The 22,525-nt window shown below is 42.2% G+C and carries 39 protein-coding genes and 1 pseudogene; 24 read left to right on the top strand and 16 right to left on the bottom strand.

Annotated elements, in window-relative coordinates; all coding sequences use genetic code 11:
• Positions 1-30 precede the first annotated feature (30 nt).
• Positions 31-1,413 carry an adenosylhomocysteinase gene (ahcY, locus tag B2W49_RS08325; RefSeq protein ID WP_291338754.1) on the bottom strand — a complete coding sequence of 461 codons (1,383 nt, stop codon included), beginning with the start codon at positions 1,411-1,413 and terminating at the stop codon, positions 31-33.
• A 220-nt stretch (positions 1,414-1,633) separates the two neighbouring features.
• On the opposite strand from ahcY, the gene B2W49_RS08320 reads away from it, so the two are divergent.
• Positions 1,634-2,140: a cysteine peptidase family C39 domain-containing protein gene (locus B2W49_RS08320; RefSeq protein ID WP_291338753.1), complete on the top strand. Its 507-nt coding sequence runs from the start codon at positions 1,634-1,636 to the stop codon at positions 2,138-2,140.
• A gap of 89 nt (positions 2,141-2,229) precedes the next feature.
• On the opposite strand, the gene B2W49_RS08315 is transcribed toward B2W49_RS08320, so the two are convergent.
• Complete coding sequence (locus tag B2W49_RS08315; RefSeq protein WP_291338752.1) at positions 2,230-2,742, bottom strand: tetratricopeptide repeat protein; 513 nt, start codon at positions 2,740-2,742, stop codon at positions 2,230-2,232.
• A 207-nt stretch (positions 2,743-2,949) separates the two neighbouring features.
• Here B2W49_RS08315 and B2W49_RS08310 point away from each other — a divergent pair, with 207 nt between their 5' ends.
• Positions 2,950-3,210 carry a hypothetical protein gene (locus tag B2W49_RS08310; protein WP_291338751.1) on the top strand — a complete coding sequence of 87 codons (261 nt, stop codon included), beginning with the start codon at positions 2,950-2,952 and terminating at the stop codon, positions 3,208-3,210.
• Between the two features lie 74 nt (positions 3,211-3,284).
• Here the strand turns inward: B2W49_RS08310 and B2W49_RS08305 are convergent.
• Positions 3,285-3,566, bottom strand: a pseudogene (locus B2W49_RS08305) (carboxymuconolactone decarboxylase family protein); the annotation flags it as partial.
• A gap of 188 nt (positions 3,567-3,754) precedes the next feature.
• Here B2W49_RS08305 and B2W49_RS08300 point away from each other — a divergent pair.
• Positions 3,755-4,894: a tyrosine-type recombinase/integrase gene (locus B2W49_RS08300; RefSeq protein WP_291338750.1), complete on the top strand. Its 1,140-nt coding sequence runs from the start codon at positions 3,755-3,757 to the stop codon at positions 4,892-4,894.
• On the opposite strand, the gene B2W49_RS08295 is transcribed toward B2W49_RS08300, so the two are convergent.
• The 13 genes from B2W49_RS08295 to B2W49_RS08240 all read right to left on the bottom strand — a co-directional run bounded on the left by B2W49_RS08295 (position 4,878) and on the right by B2W49_RS08240 (position 10,006).
• The gene (locus B2W49_RS08295) at positions 4,878-5,156 is read right to left on the bottom strand and encodes a pyocin activator PrtN family protein (RefSeq protein ID WP_414630590.1); all 279 of its coding nucleotides are present in this window, start codon (positions 5,154-5,156) and stop codon (positions 4,878-4,880) included. The two genes, B2W49_RS08300 and B2W49_RS08295, sit on opposite strands and share 17 nt — an antisense overlap.
• Positions 5,153-5,482 (bottom strand): hypothetical protein, encoded by a 330-nt coding sequence (locus tag B2W49_RS08290; protein ID WP_291338749.1) that lies wholly within the window; start codon positions 5,480-5,482, stop codon positions 5,153-5,155. Before B2W49_RS08290 ends, B2W49_RS08295 begins: the two co-directional genes overlap by 4 nt.
• Positions 5,466-5,780, bottom strand: coding sequence for a hypothetical protein (locus B2W49_RS08285; RefSeq protein WP_291338748.1), 315 nt, complete (start codon positions 5,778-5,780; stop codon positions 5,466-5,468). Before B2W49_RS08285 ends, B2W49_RS08290 begins: the two co-directional genes overlap by 17 nt.
• Positions 5,777-6,067, bottom strand: a complete 291-nt coding sequence (locus B2W49_RS12180; RefSeq protein ID WP_414630591.1) for a hypothetical protein — start codon at positions 6,065-6,067, stop codon at positions 5,777-5,779. The genes B2W49_RS08285 and B2W49_RS12180 overlap by 4 nt, the downstream gene beginning before the upstream one ends.
• A gap of 78 nt (positions 6,068-6,145) precedes the next feature.
• Positions 6,146-6,421 carry a hypothetical protein gene (locus tag B2W49_RS08280; RefSeq protein ID WP_291338747.1) on the bottom strand — a complete coding sequence of 92 codons (276 nt, stop codon included), beginning with the start codon at positions 6,419-6,421 and terminating at the stop codon, positions 6,146-6,148.
• Positions 6,414-6,758, bottom strand: a complete 345-nt coding sequence (locus B2W49_RS08275; RefSeq protein WP_291338746.1) for a hypothetical protein — start codon at positions 6,756-6,758, stop codon at positions 6,414-6,416. The genes B2W49_RS08280 and B2W49_RS08275 overlap by 8 nt, the downstream gene beginning before the upstream one ends.
• Positions 6,758-7,084, bottom strand: coding sequence for a hypothetical protein (locus B2W49_RS08270; protein WP_291338745.1), 327 nt, complete (start codon positions 7,082-7,084; stop codon positions 6,758-6,760). The genes B2W49_RS08275 and B2W49_RS08270 overlap by 1 nt, the downstream gene beginning before the upstream one ends.
• Positions 7,081-7,947 carry an ATP-binding protein gene (locus B2W49_RS08265; RefSeq protein WP_291338744.1) on the bottom strand — a complete coding sequence of 289 codons (867 nt, stop codon included), beginning with the start codon at positions 7,945-7,947 and terminating at the stop codon, positions 7,081-7,083. Before B2W49_RS08265 ends, B2W49_RS08270 begins: the two co-directional genes overlap by 4 nt.
• 2 nt (positions 7,948-7,949) lie before the next feature.
• Positions 7,950-8,270 (bottom strand): hypothetical protein, encoded by a 321-nt coding sequence (locus tag B2W49_RS08260; RefSeq protein WP_291338743.1) that lies wholly within the window; start codon positions 8,268-8,270, stop codon positions 7,950-7,952.
• On the bottom strand, positions 8,267-8,446 hold the full coding sequence (locus B2W49_RS08255; RefSeq protein WP_291338742.1) for a hypothetical protein: 180 nt from the start codon (positions 8,444-8,446) through the stop codon (positions 8,267-8,269). Before B2W49_RS08255 ends, B2W49_RS08260 begins: the two co-directional genes overlap by 4 nt.
• Positions 8,443-8,673 (bottom strand): hypothetical protein, encoded by a 231-nt coding sequence (locus tag B2W49_RS08250; RefSeq protein ID WP_291338741.1) that lies wholly within the window; start codon positions 8,671-8,673, stop codon positions 8,443-8,445. Before B2W49_RS08250 ends, B2W49_RS08255 begins: the two co-directional genes overlap by 4 nt.
• Positions 8,663-9,079 carry a hypothetical protein gene (locus B2W49_RS08245; RefSeq protein WP_291338740.1) on the bottom strand — a complete coding sequence of 139 codons (417 nt, stop codon included), beginning with the start codon at positions 9,077-9,079 and terminating at the stop codon, positions 8,663-8,665. Before B2W49_RS08245 ends, B2W49_RS08250 begins: the two co-directional genes overlap by 11 nt.
• Positions 9,080-9,292: 213 nt before the next feature.
• Positions 9,293-10,006 carry a S24 family peptidase gene (locus tag B2W49_RS08240; protein WP_291338739.1) on the bottom strand — a complete coding sequence of 238 codons (714 nt, stop codon included), beginning with the start codon at positions 10,004-10,006 and terminating at the stop codon, positions 9,293-9,295.
• A 139-nt stretch (positions 10,007-10,145) separates the two neighbouring features.
• On the opposite strand from B2W49_RS08240, the gene B2W49_RS08235 reads away from it, so the two are divergent.
• The 21 genes from B2W49_RS08235 to B2W49_RS08135 all read left to right on the top strand — a co-directional run bounded on the left by B2W49_RS08235 (position 10,146) and on the right by B2W49_RS08135 (position 22,455).
• On the top strand, positions 10,146-10,364 hold the full coding sequence (locus tag B2W49_RS08235) for a helix-turn-helix domain-containing protein (RefSeq protein WP_291338738.1): 219 nt from the start codon (positions 10,146-10,148) through the stop codon (positions 10,362-10,364).
• A 28-nt stretch (positions 10,365-10,392) separates the two neighbouring features.
• A complete protein-coding gene (locus tag B2W49_RS08230) occupies positions 10,393-10,923 on the top strand; it encodes a Rha family transcriptional regulator (protein WP_291338737.1) in 531 nt (176 codons plus the stop codon).
• 50 nt (positions 10,924-10,973) lie between these two features.
• A complete protein-coding gene (locus tag B2W49_RS08225) occupies positions 10,974-11,774 on the top strand; it encodes a replication protein (protein ID WP_291338736.1) in 801 nt (266 codons plus the stop codon).
• A complete protein-coding gene (locus tag B2W49_RS08220; RefSeq protein ID WP_291338735.1) occupies positions 11,767-12,573 on the top strand; it encodes a hypothetical protein in 807 nt (268 codons plus the stop codon). The genes B2W49_RS08225 and B2W49_RS08220 overlap by 8 nt, the downstream gene beginning before the upstream one ends.
• Complete coding sequence (locus B2W49_RS08215) at positions 12,570-12,794, top strand: hypothetical protein (protein ID WP_291338734.1); 225 nt, start codon at positions 12,570-12,572, stop codon at positions 12,792-12,794. The genes B2W49_RS08220 and B2W49_RS08215 overlap by 4 nt, the downstream gene beginning before the upstream one ends.
• Positions 12,791-13,237: a hypothetical protein gene (locus tag B2W49_RS08210; protein ID WP_291338733.1), complete on the top strand. Its 447-nt coding sequence runs from the start codon at positions 12,791-12,793 to the stop codon at positions 13,235-13,237. Before B2W49_RS08215 ends, B2W49_RS08210 begins: the two co-directional genes overlap by 4 nt.
• Positions 13,234-13,479 carry a helix-turn-helix domain-containing protein gene (locus B2W49_RS08205; protein ID WP_291338732.1) on the top strand — a complete coding sequence of 82 codons (246 nt, stop codon included), beginning with the start codon at positions 13,234-13,236 and terminating at the stop codon, positions 13,477-13,479. Before B2W49_RS08210 ends, B2W49_RS08205 begins: the two co-directional genes overlap by 4 nt.
• Positions 13,476-13,640: a hypothetical protein gene (locus B2W49_RS08200; RefSeq protein ID WP_291338731.1), complete on the top strand. Its 165-nt coding sequence runs from the start codon at positions 13,476-13,478 to the stop codon at positions 13,638-13,640. The genes B2W49_RS08205 and B2W49_RS08200 overlap by 4 nt, the downstream gene beginning before the upstream one ends.
• Positions 13,633-13,977, top strand: a complete 345-nt coding sequence (locus B2W49_RS08195; RefSeq protein WP_291338730.1) for a hypothetical protein — start codon at positions 13,633-13,635, stop codon at positions 13,975-13,977. Before B2W49_RS08200 ends, B2W49_RS08195 begins: the two co-directional genes overlap by 8 nt.
• Positions 13,974-14,252, top strand: coding sequence for a DUF6378 domain-containing protein (locus B2W49_RS08190; protein ID WP_291338729.1), 279 nt, complete (start codon positions 13,974-13,976; stop codon positions 14,250-14,252). Before B2W49_RS08195 ends, B2W49_RS08190 begins: the two co-directional genes overlap by 4 nt.
• Positions 14,245-14,526, top strand: coding sequence for a hypothetical protein (locus tag B2W49_RS08185; protein WP_291338728.1), 282 nt, complete (start codon positions 14,245-14,247; stop codon positions 14,524-14,526). The genes B2W49_RS08190 and B2W49_RS08185 overlap by 8 nt, the downstream gene beginning before the upstream one ends.
• Before the next feature lie 2 nt (positions 14,527-14,528).
• A complete protein-coding gene (locus tag B2W49_RS08180) occupies positions 14,529-14,939 on the top strand; it encodes an antiterminator Q family protein (protein ID WP_291338727.1) in 411 nt (136 codons plus the stop codon).
• A gap of 445 nt (positions 14,940-15,384) precedes the next feature.
• Positions 15,385-15,528, top strand: a complete 144-nt coding sequence (locus B2W49_RS08175) for a hypothetical protein (protein ID WP_291338726.1) — start codon at positions 15,385-15,387, stop codon at positions 15,526-15,528.
• A gap of 163 nt (positions 15,529-15,691) precedes the next feature.
• Positions 15,692-16,321 (top strand): putative metallopeptidase, encoded by a 630-nt coding sequence (locus B2W49_RS08170; RefSeq protein WP_225530857.1) that lies wholly within the window; start codon positions 15,692-15,694, stop codon positions 16,319-16,321.
• 46 nt (positions 16,322-16,367) lie between these two features.
• Entirely contained in the window at positions 16,368-16,844 is a 477-nt protein-coding gene (locus B2W49_RS08165) for a DUF2280 domain-containing protein (protein ID WP_180061096.1), read from the top strand.
• The gene (gene terL / locus B2W49_RS08160; RefSeq protein WP_278518787.1) at positions 16,822-18,384 is read left to right on the top strand and encodes a phage terminase large subunit; all 1,563 of its coding nucleotides are present in this window, start codon (positions 16,822-16,824) and stop codon (positions 18,382-18,384) included. Before B2W49_RS08165 ends, terL begins: the two co-directional genes overlap by 23 nt.
• Positions 18,385-18,394: 10 nt before the next feature.
• Entirely contained in the window at positions 18,395-19,882 is a 1,488-nt protein-coding gene (locus B2W49_RS08155) for a phage portal protein family protein (RefSeq protein WP_291338725.1), read from the top strand.
• A complete protein-coding gene (locus tag B2W49_RS08150) occupies positions 19,882-20,085 on the top strand; it encodes a hypothetical protein (protein ID WP_291338724.1) in 204 nt (67 codons plus the stop codon). Before B2W49_RS08155 ends, B2W49_RS08150 begins: the two co-directional genes overlap by 1 nt.
• A complete protein-coding gene (locus B2W49_RS08145; protein WP_291338723.1) occupies positions 20,063-21,268 on the top strand; it encodes a phage minor head protein in 1,206 nt (401 codons plus the stop codon). The genes B2W49_RS08150 and B2W49_RS08145 overlap by 23 nt, the downstream gene beginning before the upstream one ends.
• Positions 21,269-21,324: 56 nt before the next feature.
• Positions 21,325-22,284 carry a hypothetical protein gene (locus tag B2W49_RS08140; RefSeq protein ID WP_291338722.1) on the top strand — a complete coding sequence of 320 codons (960 nt, stop codon included), beginning with the start codon at positions 21,325-21,327 and terminating at the stop codon, positions 22,282-22,284.
• 3 nt (positions 22,285-22,287) lie between these two features.
• Complete coding sequence (locus tag B2W49_RS08135; protein ID WP_291338773.1) at positions 22,288-22,455, top strand: hypothetical protein; 168 nt, start codon at positions 22,288-22,290, stop codon at positions 22,453-22,455.
• Positions 22,456-22,525 lie beyond the last annotated feature (70 nt).

Genomic DNA, 22,525 nt, shown 5'->3' with positions numbered 1-22,525 from the left:
AGGAGAGGGTTATGCAGAGGGATTAAACGCTTAGTATTTATAAGCATCCGATTTAAACGGACCATCAACAGCTACACCTAAGTAGTCCGCTTGTACTTGAGTCAATTGTGTTAACACACCACCAAAACCAGCAACCATTGCAGCAGCAACTTCTTCGTCTAGTTTTTTTGGTAAGATTTCAACACGAATTGCCGCTTGTTTTTGATCGGCAGGAAGATCGGCAAATTTCTCAGCAAATAAGTGCATTTGTGCCAATACTTGGTTGGCAAAAGAACCATCCATAATACGTGATGGGTGACCTGTTGCGTTACCTAAGTTCACTAAACGACCTTCAGAAAGCAAGATTAAATAATCGTTTTCATTTTCTGAGCGATACACTTGGTGTACTTGTGGTTTCACTTCAACCCACTTATAACCACGTAAGTAATTGGTGTCGATTTCTGTATCGAAGTGACCAATGTTACATACGACAGCGCCTGCTTTAAGTGTATCTAGCATTGCCGCGTCACACACGTGATAGTTACCTGTTGTAGTCACAATCAAGTCAGTATTTTCTAACAGCTCTAGGTTTACGTCTGCTTTATTACCTGTTTGTACGCCATTTTTGTATGGAGATACAACTTCATAACCATCCATACATGCTTGCATTGCACAAATTGGGTCAATTTCAGAAACACGAACAATCATGCCTTCCTGACGTAAAGATTGTGCAGAACCTTTACCCACATCACCGTAACCAATGACCAATGCACGACGGCCAGACAATAGCATGTCTGTACCACGTTTAATAGCATCATTAAGTGAGTGACGGCAACCGTATTTATTGTCGTTTTTAGATTTGGTCACAGAATCGTTGACGTTAATTGCAGGCACTTTTAAAGAACCATCTTTCCACATTTCAATTAGACGTTGTACGCCTGTGGTGGTTTCTTCAGTAATGCCGTGAATGCGCTCTAATAATGCAGGATATTTCTCGTGAACAAGTGCAGTTAAGTCACCGCCATCGTCCAAAATCATGTTGGCATCCCAAGGTGTGCCATTCACATTAATTTGTTGCTCAAGACACCATACATATTCTTCTTCTGTTTCGCCTTTCCAGGCAAAAACAGGTACACCAGAAGCAGCAATTGCGGCAGCAGCGTGATCTTGAGTAGAGAAGATGTTACAAGAAGTCCAACGAACTTCTGCACCCAATTCAACCAAAGTTTCAATTAAAACAGCAGTTTGAATGGTCATGTGGATACAGCCGAGAATTTTCGCGCCTGCAAGAGGTTTTGCAGCTGAGTAGCGTTTACGCAAACCCATCAGGGCTGGCATTTCTGCTTCTGCAAGTTTGATTTCTTTGCGACCAAATTCAGCTAGTGTGATATCGGCAACTTTATAATCTGTAAATGAAGCATTAACCGCGTTCATCACGATCTCCTTATAAAAAACAATTGATCATTCAGTTCGCGGATGCCGTTTGTGACATAGCAAACGCATTGCTATGCTGGTCGAGCCTGGCGATTTTACATTTCGTGCCTGTAAAACGTCGCAGCATCCCTCGACTAGCGCAATATTGTACTTGGAAATTGATTCAGTTCCAATCATGTTTTGTTTATTATCACCACAAACATATTTTTGAGATCGAATGATGGCTTTAGAGCTTCCTCAAGAGTTGGCAAATTTAGAAGCCAACGGCGGGATTTATGCAGTATGGATGCTGCTACGACACTTAGGCATTGACGCCGATATTCAACAATTGATTGAAGTGTGTGGTTATACGCCAGAGCAGGGCACAACCACAATTGGCTTGGCTGTTGGACTGAAAAAGTTTGGCTTTAAGGTGCAGTTTTATACCGACCCCGACCTAGATTTACAAGATTCAGAAAAGTTAAGTTATGCCAAAGCTGAACAGCTTAAATTGCCTGTATTGGCGGCAATCGGCTATCAGCAAATACAGCAGGTATTTGATGAAAATAAATTTGTGATTGTCTATTACGACACTTTAGAAGGAGTGGGCAATCACTCATTGCTATATTCTATTAATGACGCTGAAATTTGTTTCTTTGATAGTTTTGATTCGATGCCTGCGACTGTATTTGAACGACAGCGTCAGCAAGAAGGTATTTGCAGACAAGTAATTGTGGTCGAAGTCTAAGCGCTATAAAAAGTTCAAGCTCGATTCAATGACGATTCGAATTATGCAAAAATTGTCTAGCCCATCAATTGATCGGCTAGAGAAATGAATTACTCCGCCGCATCTGCTTTTTGTGTCCAATATTCAGCTTTGTTTTCATCAGCATCTACACCCAAAGCATTTGCATAAATAAAAGCAAGATCACGCATGGCTTGAACTTCGCCTAATTCTGCTGCTTGCTGAACCAATGCCACAGAGCGAGCGACATCTTGTTCAACCACATCACCACGACGGTAATAGCCTGCCAGCTCTAAAATAGCGGCAGGATGTTGTGCATCACTGGCTTTTTTAAGCCAGACAAAAGCATCTTTAAAGTGTTGTTTGGCATCTTCAGGGTCATCTTGCTGAACGTCTTTGGCATATACGGTATAGCCTTCACCAAGCCAATACATCGCTTCGATATGTCCATTTGCGGCAGCTTTGAGTGCCCATTGTTCGGCAAGTTCAATATCTTCATTAAAATCGCTTTGCATATACAGCACCGCCACTTCAAATTGGGCTTCGGCTTGTCCTGCAATAGCGCGGTTCATTAGCGCAGGAGAGATAGAAACAGATTCTGACATAATGCTATCCAGCAAAATTACAACATAAGAATATGCGATAGCCTAAAAGGTCTGCAGGGAAAAAGCCATCTTCGATGTGATTTTATTTTCTAAAACTAGGGTCTGTTGATTATTCAATTATGCAGACAATAACAAAAAATCACTTGAGCGATATCATCAACTTTCAATATGCTGAATCTTAAATAACGACATGATGAGAACAATAAAATGGCAAATTTTTTAACCGCTGAACAAGCAAAAGTTTATTCAGATTATGCCAAGCTAGATATTGAATTGTACAAGCAGCGTTTGGCGTCTTTAATTGAAGAGAATGCTAAGCAGGGCAATACTGCAGTTTTTACCGTGCTGCCAAAACATTTACCTTTAGAAGATATTCGGAGTTTATCGGCGCAGTTGACTGATTTAGGTTATCAGGTGCGCTTTGAGTTAAATGAGTTCTTTTATAGCTTTAATGTGTATTGGATTTAAATTCAATCCTACGACATTACACGGAATAATTTTAGTGCAATGTCATAGGTTTATATTTCTTGTTTGGGTTTTGTTTAAGTATTTGTAGTGTGTTCTGCCAAAACTTCCAACGCTGCGCGAAAAGCTTCCTGTGTTGCAGGTGCGCCACAATAGGGCAAGCTGTGTAACAAGACTTCCTGAATTTCTTCGACACTTGCACCGTTATTTAGTGCACCACGAATATGCCCTTTAAGCTCTGTCGGGCTCTTTAATGCAGTTAAAAATGCGATCGTAATTAAGGAGCGGTATTTGCGCGGCAACACACCTTCGCGTTGCCAAGTTGAACCCCATGCATGCTCATTAATCCAGTCTTGCATCACATTAATGTAAATGCTAAATATCTTTTAATTATCAATACCTTGTGTATTTTATTATAAATTACAGCACTTTAATTTAATAAGTCACTTGTCGATTAACAGCGATTAATAAAGATTAACGAGTATTAAAGCATATCGAATTACGCCATAATTTACGCCATCTGAGAAAAACATAAAATGGCGTAAAAATGGGAACAATCACACAGCGCAAAAGCGTCAGTGGTGTCATTCGTTATCGTGCTGAAATACGCATTAGACGTACTGGTCTGCCAGAATATAAGGAAAGCAAAACCTTTGGCACTATGCGCACTGCTTCAAACTGGCTCAACAAGCGTGAGCAAGAGATAGCAGACAACCCTGATATTTTGCTCGGTATCAATAATAAGTCAATGACGATTGCTGCTGCTATCGCAAAATATAAAGAAGAAGTGGGTGATGAATTTGGTCGCACAAAAAATAGGTCGCTTGATTTAATTGCGAAGCTACCCATTGCTAGGGTGCATTTAGAGCAAATCAATGCTACCCATGTTTCTGAACACGTAGCTCTACGAAAGAAAGGTTATAGCAAATTAGGTCTTGATCCAGTCCTACCATCAACCATCTTAAATGAGCTTCAAAACATTAAATCCATCCTGACCCATGCTTCTGTGATGTGGCGTATCAATGTTAATTTGAATGAATTTAATAATGCCTGCCTGCAACTCAGAAAGACACGTCAGATCAAGAAGTCAGACAAGCGAGATCGACTACTATCTAATGCTGAATTAAAAAACCTATTGCTTCACTATCTTGATAAGTGGAATCGCGGGCGAACTGCATACCCGATGCACCTGATAGTCTTATTTGCTATTTTCTCATGCAGACGGCAAGCAGAGATAACTCGAATACGGTTAAGCGATTATGATGAAGAACATCAATCGTGGATGGTTCGAGATTTAAAAAACCCTAACGGCTCAAAAGGAAATCACAAGCATTTTAATGTGTTTCCAGAGTGTCAAAAAATCATTGAGCTTTTAATGCGGGATGACGCAAGAGCGAGAATGCTAAAAATGGGCGGTGATAGTGATTTACTTGTACCGCTTTCTGCCGTTGCTATAGCATCTGAATTTAACCAGTCCTGCCATATTCTAGGTATGAGTGACTTTAGGTTTCACGATTTAAGGCATGAGGGCGCAACACGACTTGCTGAGAGTGGATTAACCATTCCGCAAATACAGCAAGTCACATTGCACGACACTTGGAGCAGTCTTGAACGATATGTGTCAGTAAAAAAGAGGGCGAGCATTTTGCAATTGGATGACCTGCTACAGATCATTGGTGAAATGTAGCAAAGTCTTTTGATGCGCTCTGATGCTCCTTATCTAGCGCATCTGCCAAATCCCGCAAGTTTACGAAATATGGCGCTGTACGGCTTTTTTGATCCAGCTTGAACACTGGAAAGGGGAACTTGTTTTCAGTCGCCATTTGATGCACGGTTGCTTTTTTTAGGGATGGGTAGTATTCATCCGCAACATCAAGCAACTTCACAACAACCGCACGATGCTTTAAAAACAAGTAATCATAAGTTGAAAACTGCAATACTCCCATCATTTCACCTCCAATCTTTTACCCGCTTTAATTTCTTCATCGGTGGCGTGTCGAACGCTTGGCGGCTTCCAGCAAAAACCCTTGTAGTCTAACCAAACACCGCCATTTTTATAGACACCAAGTACGGGCCATAAAATAGTGTTCTTGGGGTGTGTTTTAATAACCTTATCCCCAACCTCAAAAATATTGTGCTGGCGACGGTATTCCAACAATGTTGCTTCTTTTACATTGCGCCAATTCTCACCATGGTTAGCTAGCCAAGGTGTGCTTCTCTCTTTTGCTACTTCATAGCCACCAAGTTCATTAATGTAATCAGTTACTAGATTCACTGGACACCTCCAAACAACTTTCTACATCTGCGATGGCTTTGCGCAATTCACCAATATTTACTGTTTTATCTCGAACACCTGAATCACCCAAAGTCCAAGAGTAAAAATGATCATCACTTGGCGCATTTGCTACAATCTCTTTTGAACTCTCGTAGCCATGAATCCCAACCAACTCATGACTTTCGACAAGGCGCTTTAGGTCGGTATAATTTAAGTCCATTACCAGTGGGGCATCGTCAGTCAAAATATGCTTCGCGTATTCCCATCCATGTTTTTTTATAAACTCATTCGCTTTCAAGACACTTCTCCCAGACTATCAACCACGCCAAACTTGTCATGCTTTGATATGTAGCTACTCAGCACGTGATAATACAAATCCGCATCACTACCAACTTCAAGAATCACACCAGTGCCATTATTTACGCGCCGCCTTAAAGTTGCCTCTAGCTTACGAACAAAGCCGCTATGCAAGTGATGTGACTCACTCGCAATGTTGTATAAAGAACCTGTTTGACCTGCATCTAACACCAAATTAAACGGCTTCTCTTTGTGTAGTTCGCCGATGATGAAGTTCGCTACAGCAATGTTTGTTTATTGAATTTCAGTCATTGGCTGGCTCCTGAAAATCATTAATATCAAAACACCATTTATCAATCATAACTGTTAGCTTCCTTGCGCCTGAATTACATAGCTGCGTATCTGGGCCAAAACCGAATCAAGCTCCTTAATGTTAATATTCTGGCTGAACATTTGACATAAAGCATGACCAGCTACACTACCCATAAAGTGTATGGCTTCAATCTCATTTTGATCAGCAATTTCATTTGCTGCTTGGTTGAAATAAGTATTACTAAACGCTTTGGCTAACTCAGTTCCATTTTCAGCAATCAATCCAACTGGTTCGATGTGACTGATTACCAACATAGGTTTATTAGTCATTGGCTGGCTCCTGAGCAGCTTCGATCATGGCTGTGTAATCTTTTGATAAGCGCTCTACAAACTTTCTGTGTTCACCCATTGAGGCGGGGAAAACCTTACCTTTCATATATGCTTCAATCTGCTTAGGAGTTATCTCAATAGGAACAACCGCAAACCCTTCCAGCACCGCTTTGGCTTTGGCTGCTTGCCATGCTTCCCAAGAAACATCTATCTTTAATGGGTCGCTAAAAAAGTAGCCGCTAGGTGTTCTAAATTTGGCTAAATCGCTTTGCTTCAAGCCTGTATGACTTTCACAATACCACGCCTCAAACGCTTCTCTTTCTTTATTAATATCCATCACGCCACCTTTGCCAAATTAATCTGACGATGCACTTCCACAAATTTAGACATCATTGAATTGTCCAGATCATTCACAAAAGATTTGCCATATTTAAGCCACTGTAAGCTGAACAACTTAAAGCGCCCAATCATGTAGTCATTCATTAAATAACTCGGCTGAACTTGACCGCGCTTTGCAAATATCTCGCCAGTTTTCGTACCTTTTCGGATAACAACACGGTCTTTTTTGATTTTGATTTCATGCCCACCACGCACACACCACTCCATAAATGCAGGGCATAGCTCGTTTGGTAAGTGAGAAATTGTATTGATGTGCTCGGTCATGCTGTGCCACCCACTGCGACCAATTCCGCTTTCTTGCCTCTGCATTGATCTGCAACCTGTTGCTCGTATTCAGTACCCCTGAATTGCGTGTAGATAATCCCGAGTTCTGCAATATCTTTAGTATTGCCGATGCGCTCAACAGCTTCTTGGTATGCTTCAAGCAAAGCTTCTTCTTGTGAGCGACCATCATTCAGCCAAGCCAAAATTCGCTTACCTGTCTCTCGGGTAATAACTTCACCCTCAGGATTAAATAGCTTCGTACGATCTTTTGTAGGTACAGCCACATGGTTTTCATGCAGAACATCTAGCGCCACTGTCAATTCATACTCATATCCATCGCGCTGCTCAGCTTTCATGCCAAGTTTTAGAATCTTTTTACCTTCACCTTGCACAGTTTCTGTTTTGGCACGCGTTGTTGTGATGATGTGCATGTCAGTCTGCAACATTGCATCAATAAACTTACGGTGCTTAGGTGTGGTTTCAGACCATGCTGACCAAGTATTACCTTTAAAGCGTGCAGCCGCCTTATCGTTAATTTCCAAACACCCGCCAGTACCTATCCACTCATGCGATGCACTGTCAATAATCAGCACCTCATAACCCATGTTATATGCAGCTTGGATAGCACCAACAAAACGCTCTGGAGAGTAGGGTGGGCGCAAAGGCAAGGTGTCAAATTTAAATTCCGATGCATACAAAGATGCAGATTCATTTTCTGTATCAATAACAGCAATTTTTTCACCAAGACCAGCAGCCATTTGAAGTGCGCTGTAGGTTTTACCACTGCCTGACGGCCCGTTTAGGTTGAGTTTAAGCTTTGCTTTTTTTCGCTCTGCTTTAGTAAATACAAATATTTCGCTCATTTTTAATCTCCCGCACGTCGATGCGATGGGTACATATCCGACAGATGCACTGGTACAACGTATTTTGGTTTTTCGATTTTTGGCAGTGATGGCCCGCGAAATTCAACAAACTGACAAATGAGCTTTATTTCATTTTCTGTGACTACGAAATTAAGATTTGTCTTGTTGTCTGTTACATAACTTGCTGACTTGTATTCACGGCAAAAACCTTGCTGCTGATGCTTTAAACGCTTGAGCAGGTCGCCAGTGATGCAAACCTTTTCCAGTTCAGTGCCGAATCTGTTAAGCAACGGCAAGATCAGTGTTTCAACAGATGCGTTCATGCTGCCACCTCGCCAAACATTGCCTTGATTGCTTTCAAGGTGTTTTCAGAACAGTAGGTGATGCGTGTTGAGTGACCTTCACTGCAAACCCAAATTAAGACATTTGGCTTGCCGTGAAATTGGTGTGGTTTACTTGCAGTGCGACCACATCCGCATGTAGGTGCCTGAATACTCATCGCATAGCCTCCTGATGTGCCTTAGCCGCTTTCACCTGTGCAACCTGTTCAGCTTCACAAGCCTTTAAGCCAACGCCTAAAAAGATGAATGTGCTTGCTGCAATTAGTGCAGATGCAGCAGCATTTGAAGCAAAGCTTTTAAGCTTAGAAACAAAGCGTTTTTTGTCTTGGCGCTTAATTAGCGTTTCGACTAGCTTGTTTTGAGAAGTGTTTGATTTAGTTGTCATGGCTGCCTCCGAATACTTGGCGAAGGGCAGCAACGACTTGTTTGATTTCTTCTTCGGTGCGCCATGCTCCCATATTTATAAAACGCCTATCGGCACGCTCGGACTCATAAACATTGTGAACATATCCAATTACTGTCTGTGTGCTAAAACACCAGTAGGTTTCACCCTCTTTCGGCTCAAAAGGCGCAGGAACTTCAATCCCATTGATTGTGATAGTGCGAGGCTTAAGGCGGAATTTCATCCAATCTGGTGTGTTTAAAAACATAGATAAATCAAGATTCATGTGGTGCTTAATGTTTTCCCATTTATCCACACTATCTTTAAACTCAACTTCTTCACCACTCGCCAAGGCAATCAGCGCTTCTTTGCCGCTAATTAACTTGCCTTCATTAACTTTTGTGTTCATAATTGACCTCGTTGTATGCAAGCCCGCCTGATTTGATCGTCTGCGGGCTTTTTTGTGTTTACGAGGTTGATTATTCAATATTGAATTAATTTAGTCAATAATTAATTATTCAAAAGTGAATAAAATTGTAATTATTCTTAGTCATTATTGTTTTAGCTATTCAAAAATAATAAAAAAGCCCACCGAAGTGAGCTAGAAATACATTTCTATCAATTACCATTTATCTACTGACGACCACCAAAACACCCAGCCAAGAAGCCTAACTTCATTCTGCCACTGGTCTGCTGTCATTAACTCCTCTGGATACTCTGGATTATCACTAACAATCTTCACAGCCCCAAATGGTTGTCTATAAAGACGCTTTACTCGCAGCATCCCACCGTGATCAAAGGCATAAATCTTTCCATCCTTGATCGTTTGCTTGCTCTTATCCACCCCAATTGCAGCACCATCAAGAATAGTATTTTCCATACTTTTACCTGAGTTGGTAGCACACGCAGCATTGCCAGGTTCTACGCCTGCATTCTTGAGTGTTCTTTTACTAAATCTCAACTTTCTACCTTGTTCTTCAATGACTTGTGAATGTCCGCTTCCTGCGGAAAAACAAACTTCCTTGAAATATGGTAGCTCAATATCATCAGATTCCATAGGAGTACCATCATCCCATAACTCAAATGTTGTCAAATGAGCATCTGGAGCGGTAGTAGGCTTTGGTCTAGACACATCACCGTATTTTAGATCGGCTAATTCCACGCCAAAAAACTTAGCATATTTTTCTAAAGTCTTATCACGGACGTTTTCACTTTCGCCATTAATGATTCTTCTAGTTGTTGGTTGGGGTAATTCACCATTAGTAATTTCACTCAGAGAATTGGCATTTAGATTCTTCTGAGATAACAGAAATTTTAAATTCGTTTGTACTGACATCTCACTATATCTCATGTCCACATCAATACCCCTATTGTTTTATTCATTTAAGAATAAAGCCAATTCATAAAGTATTCAATAGTGATTGACTTTAATTCAATTATGAATAATTATAAGCGGACGAAATTGGAGTTTTGAGATGGGACACGACCAACAAATCCAAAAAATGTTAACCGAACTTACCAGTGCATTTACTCAGGACGCTCTAAGCGAACTGATTGATGTACCACAAGGAACTATCAGCAAGATCAAAAACGGAAGACTGAAAAACTTCAGCCATCAAAAAGCTGACTCTATTCGGTCTTTTTATTTGACTTGGAAAAGCACTCAACAAAAAACCCCAGCTGGTCAGAGCTGAGGTCGATGTTCAAAAGGAGATACCCAATATGAACATGCAAATCTTAACATGCAATGAAGGCTTAGTAAAAGTAAGCCAACGCAACGAATCAAAAGAAGTCACAACCACTTCGTTAAAAGTTGCTGAGTTTTTTAATAAGCGCCACACAGAAGTTTTGAGAACAATACAAAACCTAGAGTGCTCGCCAGAATTTCGCCAACGCAATTTTGCGTCGGCTGAATATTTAGACAAGCAAGGTAAACCACGCCCAATGATCGAAATGACCAAAGATGGTTTTACATTCATTGCAATGGGGTTCACTGGTAAAGAAGCAGCAAAATTCAAAGAAGATTACATCAATGCGTTTAATGAAATGCACGACTTCTTAAATTCAGAACAACTCAGCCTAATTGCTCAATTTAACAAAGCCTTACTCGAATTTGAACAGGCTTCTGATATTGCAAGCCAAGCAGGACGTACCCTTTCGTTGTTTGGTCGCAAGATCAAACCACTGGCAGCGGAAAAAGTTGCAGCACTTGAGACTCAATTGCAGCCTCAATTGTTTGGGGGTGATGCATGAATATAGGCATCGATTTTGATCGATTCAAAAAACAGGAAACTACGCTAGTTATGTCCAACTACACAAAAACGCCAAACTCAATTATTGATGATCTGGTGATGGCACAGGTTAGCGATAAGGCGTTCAAGTGTCTTGTGTTCATCATGCGCCAAACAGTTGGTTTTAACCGTGAATCTCACACAATCGCAATTACTCAATTCCAAAAGTATTGCGGCATTAAAAAACGCGACACGGTTATGACTGCAATTCGTGAACTTGAGCAATGCAAATTGATCACTGTTGAGCGAAAAACGGGTTGTCTTAATGAGTATTACCTAACCCTCAACCAGTACCATCAAGCGGTACTAGTACCTTTAGATGGTAGTACCACCAAACGGGACGGGACTAGTACCGCGAAAGGTGACGGGACTAGTACCGTCAAACGGGACCCTATTAAAGAAACACTTAAAGAAAACTTTAAAGAAATATATCCATTAGAGAGCGAGCAAAAAAAATCGTCAGTGGATGATGTTCTGAATCTTTGGATTCCAAATCTGAGCTCACTCAATGCATGGCTGCAAAGAGCGGGTGAAAAAGCAATGAGCCAAGATGAGGTTAATCACTGGCTTGTTGAAATCAATGCTCACTACGAACCAAAGATCAAAGTTGGCTTGGTGTCGGAAAACCAAATGTATTCCAACTTTGTGAAGTGGGTGAAGCGCAACTATAAAAAACCAAAACAATCACAACATCCTGAAAAACCACAATCTGCAAAACAGCAACGTGATGACGCATGGGCTGATTACTACGCAAAACGAAATCAGCAGCAGCCGAACAACATCATTGATGTGATCGAGGTGCAGCATGACTAATTTCTTTTTTGGCCCACAGCAAGCACAGCAACTCATTGACACCATGCGCGTCATTCACGGCAACCTGTTTACCCATCAAATGGGTAACGTGTCACCTGAGCAGGTCGAAACTATCATCACAGGCGCAATGGTTGGCGTGTCTGAGGCTCAATTTCACTTTGGATTAGCCCAACTAAGCACACAAGCTTACTGCCCATCTATAGCGCAATTTAGAGCGTTATGTGTATCTGGTTCGTGGTGGTCAGTTGATGAAGCATGGGCGCGTGCATGTGAATACACCAAAGACCGCAACAAGAACAAGATCACCACACTGGCGAAATACGCACTGGAGCAAGTGGAGCACTTGATCACGATGGGCCAGATGCGTGAGGCACAAAGTCAATTCAAGGGTGTTTATAACGCCAATCTACTCAAGGCACAGGTTAGCGGTAAATCACAGGAGTTTTACAAAGCACCTTTGCAGATCGGAACGAAGCAAATCGCTGAGGAAAAAACCACGGCACAAAAAGCGGGATTAAACAAAGAACAGCAGTTGATTTTGACTATGGCTAACCGATTGCGTGAGCAGGGCATGACACCAAAAGAGGCGTTTGTTCAAGCACAAATTGCAATTCGTGGTGAGGTTAAGAAAGCAAACAAGTTTGAACATGCTGAACACGACTTGGAAATGAAAGCTGATTCTGATTATTGGCCTGACCCGTTTGACAACTTTGAAGAATACAAAGCGGCTTTGCAGGCTGAACAAAAGCCATTGCCGCAAGCGGTGCGTTTTTTAAGTGAAAAAGGCGGTGCAGCATGACCAGACTCGAATATTTATCACAGTTTAGCAATGCGGTGCTCAGTCCTGAATTAAACACGTGCGAGATTCCACTACCAACACACGGCTCAGGCTGGGCTTCTATCTTTGATTACAACCAAGGTGAACTGAGAGAGTGCGAGATTGAATTTCGTAAAAAGTGGTGTGAAGAGCAAATCGAATTGATCGGTGAATTTGGTGCGGTGTTAGGGGGTGAATCATGAACATTAATAAATCAGAATTTTTAGGCTTAGTCAGAGCAGAAAGTGCGGCACGTAAATCAACTGCTGTACTCGCTGAAAAAGAAAAACTGCGCAATGAGATTGAAAGTGGACTTGAAAAGTTTTTAGCAAATGGTGGGGAGATTAAGCAACTCAAAGGCACTGAGATTAAACCATTGCCGCCGCGCTCAATTGCTGAATCCAACAATCACGCCAGTGTAATGCAGGTTGGTGCGTTAATTGATTGGTGCAAAAAGGGTCATCCGCGCAGATCAAGACGTCTGGCTATCGCAGAACGCACAGGATTGAGCAAGAGCAGGGTTTCGCAATGTTTGTCGCCTAGCTCTAACAGCAAGCTAACAAAACGCGAATACGCGCAAATTAAAGCGGTTTTACAAGACATTGAAGATGCGGAAATGGAATGGGAAGTTGGGGGTGGGGTGTGATTAAGGAAAATATCCACATCTTTGACCGGATGATGCGGGTTTTGCAGATTATCCGCGATAACAAGATGGTGATTACATCAGACCTAGTTAGTGTTTTCGGCATGAGCAAGCGAACCGCACAGCGTTACATGTCGCAACTTGAGCAGCTTGGCTATGTTCGCTCACTGCCATCTGAATTTGGTTATGAAAAACGATACTTTTTGACAGATAAAACAAAAGAAATATTCGGAGTGCAGGGATGACAGGATTTACAGAATTGAGAGATCAGGCGAATCGGGCGACTGACTTGCAAGAAAAAGAACTGCTGCTAGAGCAACTTGAAGCGCTGCATCGAGCAGCAGATGAAGAAAGCAAATTGCATGAAGATTTGATTCGTGGTGATTGGAGAGTTTGGAATGAATGAATTTAAATCGTGTCCAGTTTGCCAAGAGCAACAAGCCAAAATTGATGAGTTGCAACGCAGAAATCAGATGCTTAACGACAACATAAAAGAGCAGGGTCAAAAGCTAGTTTATCAAAACGAAGTGATTGAAACGCAAGCTGAAAAACTGCTTGGTTTAAGAGATGAGAAAGCAGGGCTGCAAAAGCGGGTGGATGCTGCAAAGCAACTAATTGAAGATTCAAATGAGTGCTATCAACAAGATCATCAGAATAAATTTGAATATTGGCGTGGGTTTGCAGACAGCGCAGGAATTTTGGGAAAAAGATTAGAGCAAGCGCTCAAAGGTGATGATGAATGAGTGAGATAGATAGCACTTTAAACAAACGTGGCGCTCGATATGGCAATTATTCCGATGTAGCGGGTACAACTCAACAGCTAATGACTATCGTTGAATGTGGCGCAAACTACGAGCATTTAAACGCAGAGCAGAAAACCAGTCTTTTTATGATTTGCAACAAGATTGCTAGAGCCGTGAATGGCGACCCTCAATATTTTGACAACTATCGCGACATTGCTGGATATGCAACTTTGGCAGAAAGAGCGTGTGAAGCGGTGCGAGGTGACAATGCGTAGAGCCGCAAAGGTTGATGCAAATCAAACTGAAATTGTAAAGGCGCTACGTCAGGTTGGGGCAAGTGTTCAATCGCTTGCTTCAACTGGCAAAGGTGTGCCTGATTTACTGGTTGGTTTTAGGGGTAAGAATCTGCTTCTCGAAGTAAAAGACGGTGGCAAGGTTAAGTCAGATCGAAAGCTCACACCTGATCAGGTCGAGTGGCATCAAGGTTGGCGTGGTCATGTTGCAGTGGTCGAGTCTGTAGAGCAAGCAATTAAAATTTTAGGGGAATAGGGATGAATGCTGCGACAGAGTTAAAAGTGAATTGGTCTAAGCGTTCAGCGCACCAGTGGCTTGAACAGTATGGCGCTTGGGTAAGAACAGTAAAAACAAGCGTGTCAGCCAATCCGCTTGCTATCTTGATTGACCAAAATGACAAAACAAGAATACGTGCAAGCAAGGTGTCAATTCCAGTTGAGATTGAAGATTATGAAGCGGTGCGAGTTAGCAAGTTGTTAGCAAAAATGCACAATGATAGTCGGGAGTTTATGCAGGAAAGAGCTTGGTTTTTAATTCTTTTTTATGAAAACAATTGGTCGTATTTGAGTATTGCAAATGCTCACGATTGCAGTAAAGCAAAGGTACGCGCTGAGATTGACAAAGGGCTTTCGTATCTTGATGGTGTGATTGAGAATTTGCCCTATTGACAGTGCAGCACACTTCGTTTAAATTTGTGTTAAGTGGTCAAAGTCAACTATACGCACTTAACCACGAAAAGCAAATGACAATCAGGAAAGACTGGTAATTACCGTAAAGGCTCATCGAAAGGTGGGCTTTTTGCGTTTTGGCGGCTTCCTTTATTCGTAGTGGTTCAAATTGAATGCCGCCATCCATATTCTAAACCTCTCGAATTCGAAACCTTTAAAATCATATCGAGGAGATGCTCGACATGCTCCGATTCTTAAAACGCCTATTCTGCTTCCATGAATATGACTATGAGTCAGATATTTTCATTCAAGTAGAATGCCGTAATTGCGGTAAACCGAAAAAGTAACCCTCGCCACTTCGGTGGCATTTTGCCGAACGTATTACGGCACTCAACCTCGCTACATACTAGATATTGGCGGGGTTTTCTTTTTATTGGTGGTGTTTATGCCAAAGGATGCTCAATACAAATATTTTGACCGCTATTACAAAGTGGTCGATGGTGTTATTCACACATGGTTAGGGCATTACTGGTATAGAACATGCCTTAATGACAATTGGTTTAGAAAAGAGTTTTTGGTGGCTTTATGACAGACAAGGTGCAAGCGAAAAAAGACTTAGAGTTTTGCAGTGCTGAGCTGTCTAAGTATCAGAATCTCAGTAGATCGGGATTGACGCGGGCAGAGATGCCAGCGATAGACGGCATCATGCGCCGCTTAAAAGATCGTATTAGAAACTTACGGAATGTATTGCTGTGAAACGACCAATGCCGCCTCAAAGCCTGCTTGATCTTGACCCTGAAGAACCAGTGGGATTTGAGCCTGCACACGAACTAAAAGAATGGATTTTAAAAACATTCATTGATGAAGGTGGTGAGCTACACAATCCTGATCACATGCATATCTCGCCGTGGGATGATGATTTATTCATGGTGCTATGGGCATCAAGTGGATTTAAAAAGTCTGAAAAAATTGTTTTAGGTCAGACTGAAAAGTTTGCGCCGATGGCGGGCGGCTGGCGGAAGATGCGTCAAGAAAAACAGATGATTGACTGGTTTGGTTGTGTACCGAATTTCATCATCACGATTGATGCATGGTTTGCACACAATGCCAGTGATACTGATTTTTGTGCATTGATCGAACATGAGCTGTATCACGTTGGTGCTAAAAAAGATGAAGATGGTAATTACCAAATCAGCCCGTCTACAGGTGAGTATAAATATTATTTGCGACCGCATGATGTAGAAGAATTTCACGGTGTCGTTCAGCGTTACGGTGCATCACCAGACGTTCAAAAAATGGTGGAGCTTGCAAATGATGGTCCAACAATCGGCAAAGCAAAAATTGCTCATGCATGTGGTACGTGTTTATTGAAGTTGGCTTAAATTTTTTTGCCTGCTTTGTTATACGTTGTTATACGAAGGGGTGTTTATGGCAACACTTAAAGAGCCTGTAAAAATCTTTATAGTTCAGTCTCTTGCTTGTCGTGATACACCCCAAGAAGTTGCTGAGCTCGTTAAACAAGAATTTAAAATTTCTATTGATCGTGTTCAGGTCGCTGCGTATGACCCAACTAAAGCAGCAGGCAAAAACCTATCAAAAAAATTCGTCGAGCTGTTTCATAAAACCCGCGCCGATTTCGATGCTGGCCTAATTGATATTCCGATTGCCAATAAGCATTACCGCTTAAAGCAGTATCAGAAGCAATTAGAGCGCAATGCAAAAAACACAGTGATGTCACTCAAGATTCTTGAACAGGCTGCTAAAGACTGTGGTGGGCAGTTTACAAATAAACAAGAAATTACAGGTGCAGGCGGTGGACCGATTCAGAACGAAAATACAGTAGTTGTTACTGCCACTGATGAGCAGGTAAGGCAGGCGATAAATGAACTCGAGAGCGAATATTGACCCAGTCAAATTAAAAGCAAAAAGAATCAAATGTGAAGATGAGCATTTATTTTTTACTCGGGCATTTTTCCTGCCACGTATGGGGTTTAAATTCTTGGTGAATTGGCACCATGAATATATTGCTGATGCGATTGATAAAGTTATCAGTGGTGAAATTCCCAACCTTGTGATTAACGTACCACCAGGCAGTGGTAAAACTGAATTACTTACCAACCTGATTGCACGGGGGATTGGGCGTAACCAGCGTTCACGCTTTCTTTATTTATCATTTTCACAGTCTTTGGTTGAGGATGTTTCGGCCACAGCTCGAAATATCGTGAAGTCACCAGACTTTCAAGCTTTATGGCCAGTCAAAATTTCAACCAGTACCGATGCAAAGGCATCATGGAAAACCACAGTAGATGGCTATGAGGCGGGGCATGTGTATAGCGCCTCGATGGGTGGTCAGGTTACAGGGCGTCGTGCTGGTACATTAGCTGATCTTGGGTTCACAGGGGCTATCATTCTTGATGACCCACTTAAACCAGAAGATGCATTCAGTAAGACAGCACGTAATAAAGCAAACCGTAAAATTCTAAACACGGTGAACTCACGTAAAGCTAAATCATCGACACCGATTATTTTGATCATGCAGCGTTTGCACGTTGAGGATCCTACCAACTTTGTGATGACTGGCAACGTACCAGGTGAATGGCATCAAATTTCAATCCCTGCATTGATTGATGATGATTACATTCAGTCACTGCCTGAGCATATACAAAAAAAGGTACCACGAGACGTTGAGCGAGACGAAAAAGGGCGTCAAAGCTATTGGCCATTGAAAGAATCATTGCAGTCTTTGCTGCAGTTGGAGAAAGGCGGCCAAGACAAAGATGGCGCAACAGTTTCACGTTACACGTTCAGCAGCCAATACATGCAGCAACCTAAGAAATTAGGTGGTGATCTAATCAAGGGCGAGTGGTTTGGTGAATATCACGAATTACCTGAACTGGTTTGGCGTGCTGTATATGTGGATACCGCTCAAAAGGTCAAAGAAGAAAATGACTTCACTGTCTTTCTTTTGGTTGGTATGGGGGTAGATGGCAAACTTTATTTGATTGATCTTTTGCGCGGCAAATGGGAAGCGCCAGAGATGAATAAAAAAGCGAAAGCATTTATCGATAAACACAAGGTATATGACCTTAGAACCAAGCCTGTTCGATATATGAAAGTTGAGGATAAGGCGCATGGAACCCAACTGGTGCAGTCATGGCAAAAATATGGCGGTATTCCAATTATTCCTGTTCAACGTGAAAAGGACAAATTGACCCGCTTTATGGATGTAGCACCACACCTAGAGAACAACTTTGATGTTTACCCTGAAAATCAAAACAGGTTTGTCATGCTGCCTCGAAATGCAACTTGGAAGCAATCCTTTCTAGATGAGTGTGAGGCATTTAATGCTCAAATGACCCATGACCACGACGACCAAGTCGATACCTTAATTGATGCGATTGAAGATTCAGTCGTGATGTTGAATTACAGCCCACCTGCGGCATAAGGTTTTAAATATGGCTAAGAAAAAACGCAAACCCGAAAGTCAAAAGCCTGTGTCGGGTAACTTAAGTGTGCATGAAGCTGAACAGGCACTACTCAATTATTTGACCAAAATGCCTGATGTGGATGAGGTACTGCGTAAAGCAGGTATTACCCGACACCGCTTAAAAGTCATGATGTATGACGATGAGGTATATCAGTCGATTGAGAAGCGACAGGATAAATTGGAAAGTGCTCCATGGCGGCTAGAGCCAGCAGAAGGTATAGAAACTGAAATCCTGTATGCACATCTTCGTGAATGGTGGTCTGAAATCATTTTAGGCGCACAAAACGCACGATGGTACGGATATTCTGTGCTTGAGGGAATTTACTCCAGACCTGAAAACCCTAAACTTCATATTCAAGGTGATACTGTCACGCCTTTCATAGGTTTTGAATGGATTGGTGAAAAGCCTCTGCAATGGTATGAGCCAAAGAGTAATGGAACTTTACTTCTTTTAAAAAACTACAACCACACACATCAGGATCAGGAAGTAGACCAGCGTTTTAAGCATTTCTTAACACGCTGTAAATCTACGTTTGAAAATCCTTATGGAGAGGCACTGCTTAGTCGTTTGTACTGGGTTTGGTTCTTTAAAACGAATGGCTTCAAGTTCTGGTCAAAGTTTGTGGAAAAGTACGGTATGCCATTGTTGGTGGGCAAGTCATCTACTGGCCACAACCAAGATATGCGGGATGCATTACTAAAAGCACATGCAACTTCTGTTCTGGCAATTTCGAGTATGGACTCTGTAGAACTGCATAGTGCATCGGCCGTAGGTAATGGCTCGCAAGCGTATGAAACATTCGACAAGAATTTGGAACGCCGTATTCAAAAGGTGGTTTTAGGTCAGACGCTCACCAGTGGTACTGATGGATCAGGCTCGCGTGCTTTGGGTGATGTGCATTTGGAAGTCCAAAATGCGAAATACCGTGCAGACATTCGGATGATTACCCCAACAGTGCAGGCAATTATTAATGCATTGTGCGATCTGAACGGTTGGAAGCGCAGACAGATTATTCTTGGCGAGGAAAAGTCACTTGAACCTGAAAAGGCAGAACGTGATGTGAAGCTGAAAGGCGCAGGAGCCAATTTCTCAAACGCCTATTTCATCCGTGAATATGGATTGCAAGATGGTGATCTGGTTGAGCCGACTCCAGTGGTACCTAATCAATTCACACATGTACCCAAACAGGTGTTTAATTTCAAAGCTAAGCCGAACAAGTTGTCAGGTGCTCAGCAGGAAGTTGAAGAGCTTACCGATGGCCAAGATGATTTATCACTGTTGAGCATGTCTGAAATTCAGCAATTGTTAAGTGAATCGGATAGTCCTGAGTCTTTGGCTTTCAATCTTGCGCAGCTTATTCCAAAAGCCACTAAAACCAAGTTTACAGCCAAGTTGGATCAGGCTTTGTATGCAGCTGATGTGCTTGGTTATGCAATGGCGAAGGATGGACAGTGATGGAAGATATTCATGCCTTATATGATGAGTTTGAAGAATTTTGCACCAAATATTGTGGACTGATTTTTGATGAATTCTCAATATATCAGCGTAAGAAATTAGGTCATTACTTTGATATTCGTGATGAATATTTCAAGATGTGGTTGAACGCAAAGCGCGTTTATAGTGGAGAGGTTGATAATGCAACCAGTCACGTTTCTTGAGGCGCTTCAGTACGCTCACAGTAAAAATATCGTGCTACCTGATGAGTTTTACTCACTGGATTTAAAAACACGGCAAATGGCAACTACGGTGAGCTTTTTGTCGAGTCTTGAGCAGATTGAAACGGTCATTAAGACGGTGAATAAATCCATTGCTGAGGGTTCAACCTTTCGGGACTTTCAAAAGTTGGTTGAAAAAGAAGGTATCGAGTTGCCTAAGCATTATCTGGACAACGTATTTCGTACCAATATTCAAAATGCGTATGGACATGGTCGTTGGATTCAACAAAACCGTAACAAGGCTAAACGTCCGTATTTGATGTATTCAGCGATTAATGATAGTCGAGTGCGTCCGAGCCACTTGGCCCTGAATCGGATTGTATTGCCGATTGATCATCCGTTCTGGCTAACACATTACCCGCCACTTGGTTTTCGCTGCCGCTGCACCGTAATCGCCTTAACTGAAAAGCAGGCATTGAAATATGGCATCACACCAGATGACAAACTGCCTGATGTTGCTGAAGCTTTGGACTGGTCATCACATCCTTTGCAATTTGGTGAGCTTGAATCACTGGTCGATAAAAAGATTGCTGATTCATCACTGGATAAAGAGTTCTTGCTAGAGCAAAAGCAAGTCATTCAAGCGGAATGGACTGCATCCAAAAAGCTGACAAGTTTGTTTGCACCTATGGATGACAAGAGTCGGGATTTATTCAACACGATTGCAGACACAGTCATCCCGCTTGATCCAAAGATCAGACCAACAGCAATTCGGACGTTTATTGATTATGTTCAAGGCAACGACACTGCATTGACCACGTATCTAAATGCGTCTATGGCTTCACTGGCTGACGATGTGTTAAAGCGGTGGCTAAGTGCTGACATGGCAGCGATTCAAGCTGTGGCAAGCAATACGACTTCAACCGTGGTAGGTTCCGCGACTATTCAGCAAGTGGCAGGGTATCAACTTGGGCAAACGGTTCAATTTAATGCGCCATTACTCATGGCTGATTCTGCAGGTGACGTCGTGATTCAGATTCAGAATGCCAAAGGTTTGGGTATTGATCTGGAAAAGCTAAATACAGGGCAAGGGGTTTTGATTCCGTTTGGCTTGTCGTTTGAAGTAGTTTCGATTGAAACAAGTCAAGGCAAGCTGATCTATACGCTCAAGCCTTTGCTGAACTGATTTATCAATGAATATGACCGCTCCATTTGGGGCGGTTTTTTTATGGAGCATGAAAAATGCCAGTAGAGGAAACACAGGATAAATACTGCTTTCGGCTTGGTGATCTGAACGTCAACCAAGCTGAAGATGGCAAGAAAAAACGCACATTCTCAGGCGTGGCATATAGCGGTGAAGTGATTACAGACCATTGGTATTGGGACCGCATTATTTTTGATTTGGATTCTATGCAAATTAAAGAGCGTATTCCTGCATTACTCGACCACTCACCACGTCAGCGTGCAGGTGTCATCAATGAACACAGCATTAACCACCAACAAGGCTTGGTTGTTTCAGGCGACTTAATGAGCAACGAGTTCGGCACTGAAGTCGCTCAAGACTCTGACGATGGTTTCCCGTGGCAAATGTCGGTTCGCATTGAGCCGTCATCTGTAGAAGAAATTCAGGCTGATGCTTCAGTCACAGTCAATGGAAAAGTTCACCAAGGGCCTATCACGGTATTTCGTGGTGGTCGTATTCGTGAAGTGTCTTTCTGTGCTTTGGGTGCAGATGACAACACAAACGCCGTGGCAGCCAGCCACAACCCAACACAATCTAGCAAAGAGGACACAGACGTGGACTTAGAACAAGCGAAAGCGAAAATCCAAGAGCAGGAAAAAACCATTTCTGGTTTGCAGGATCAACTTAATAAGTTTGCTGCAGATAAACGTAATTCAGCCATTGATGCTTTGGCCAAAGATTTGGGCAAGGAATTTACTGCTGAAGAAAAAACCAAGTTTTCGGCTATGCCAGATGATGCATTTGATTTGATGGCTGCAACACTTAAGCAATTTGCAGCATCGACTCAGCAACAACCACCTGCAGGTCAGCATCAACAAGCACCGTTAGCAAATCCAGCATTTGCGCACTTATTCACTCATCAAGCGAGTGCTCAAAGTGGGACGCAATCATCGGGCAATCAAGAGCATCAATTATCTGCAGGTGCTAAAGCATTTGCGGCACAGCAAAAGGGGAAGTAATCCATGACTACTGTTTCAGCTACACATGAATCACGTCCATTTAATTTGGATGTGGGTAAAACACGCCGTGTTAATGCAAAAGTCACAACTGCTACTGCATACAAAGAAGGCGACTTACTGGCGCTGTCTGCAGCAAACGTCTTAACCCAAGCGGCAGATGAGTCGAATTAGGATGTTATTTGTGGTGCAACACTAACAGCTGAGCAAGCAACTGCGGCAGCTGCAGATAATTGATGCTCTT

Source organism: Acinetobacter sp. UBA801, assembly GCA_002296655.1.
GTDB lineage: Bacteria > Pseudomonadota > Gammaproteobacteria > Pseudomonadales > Moraxellaceae > Acinetobacter.
The sequence above is the reverse complement of the archived record's forward strand: the minus strand, read 5'-3'. Positions and strand labels throughout refer to the sequence as shown.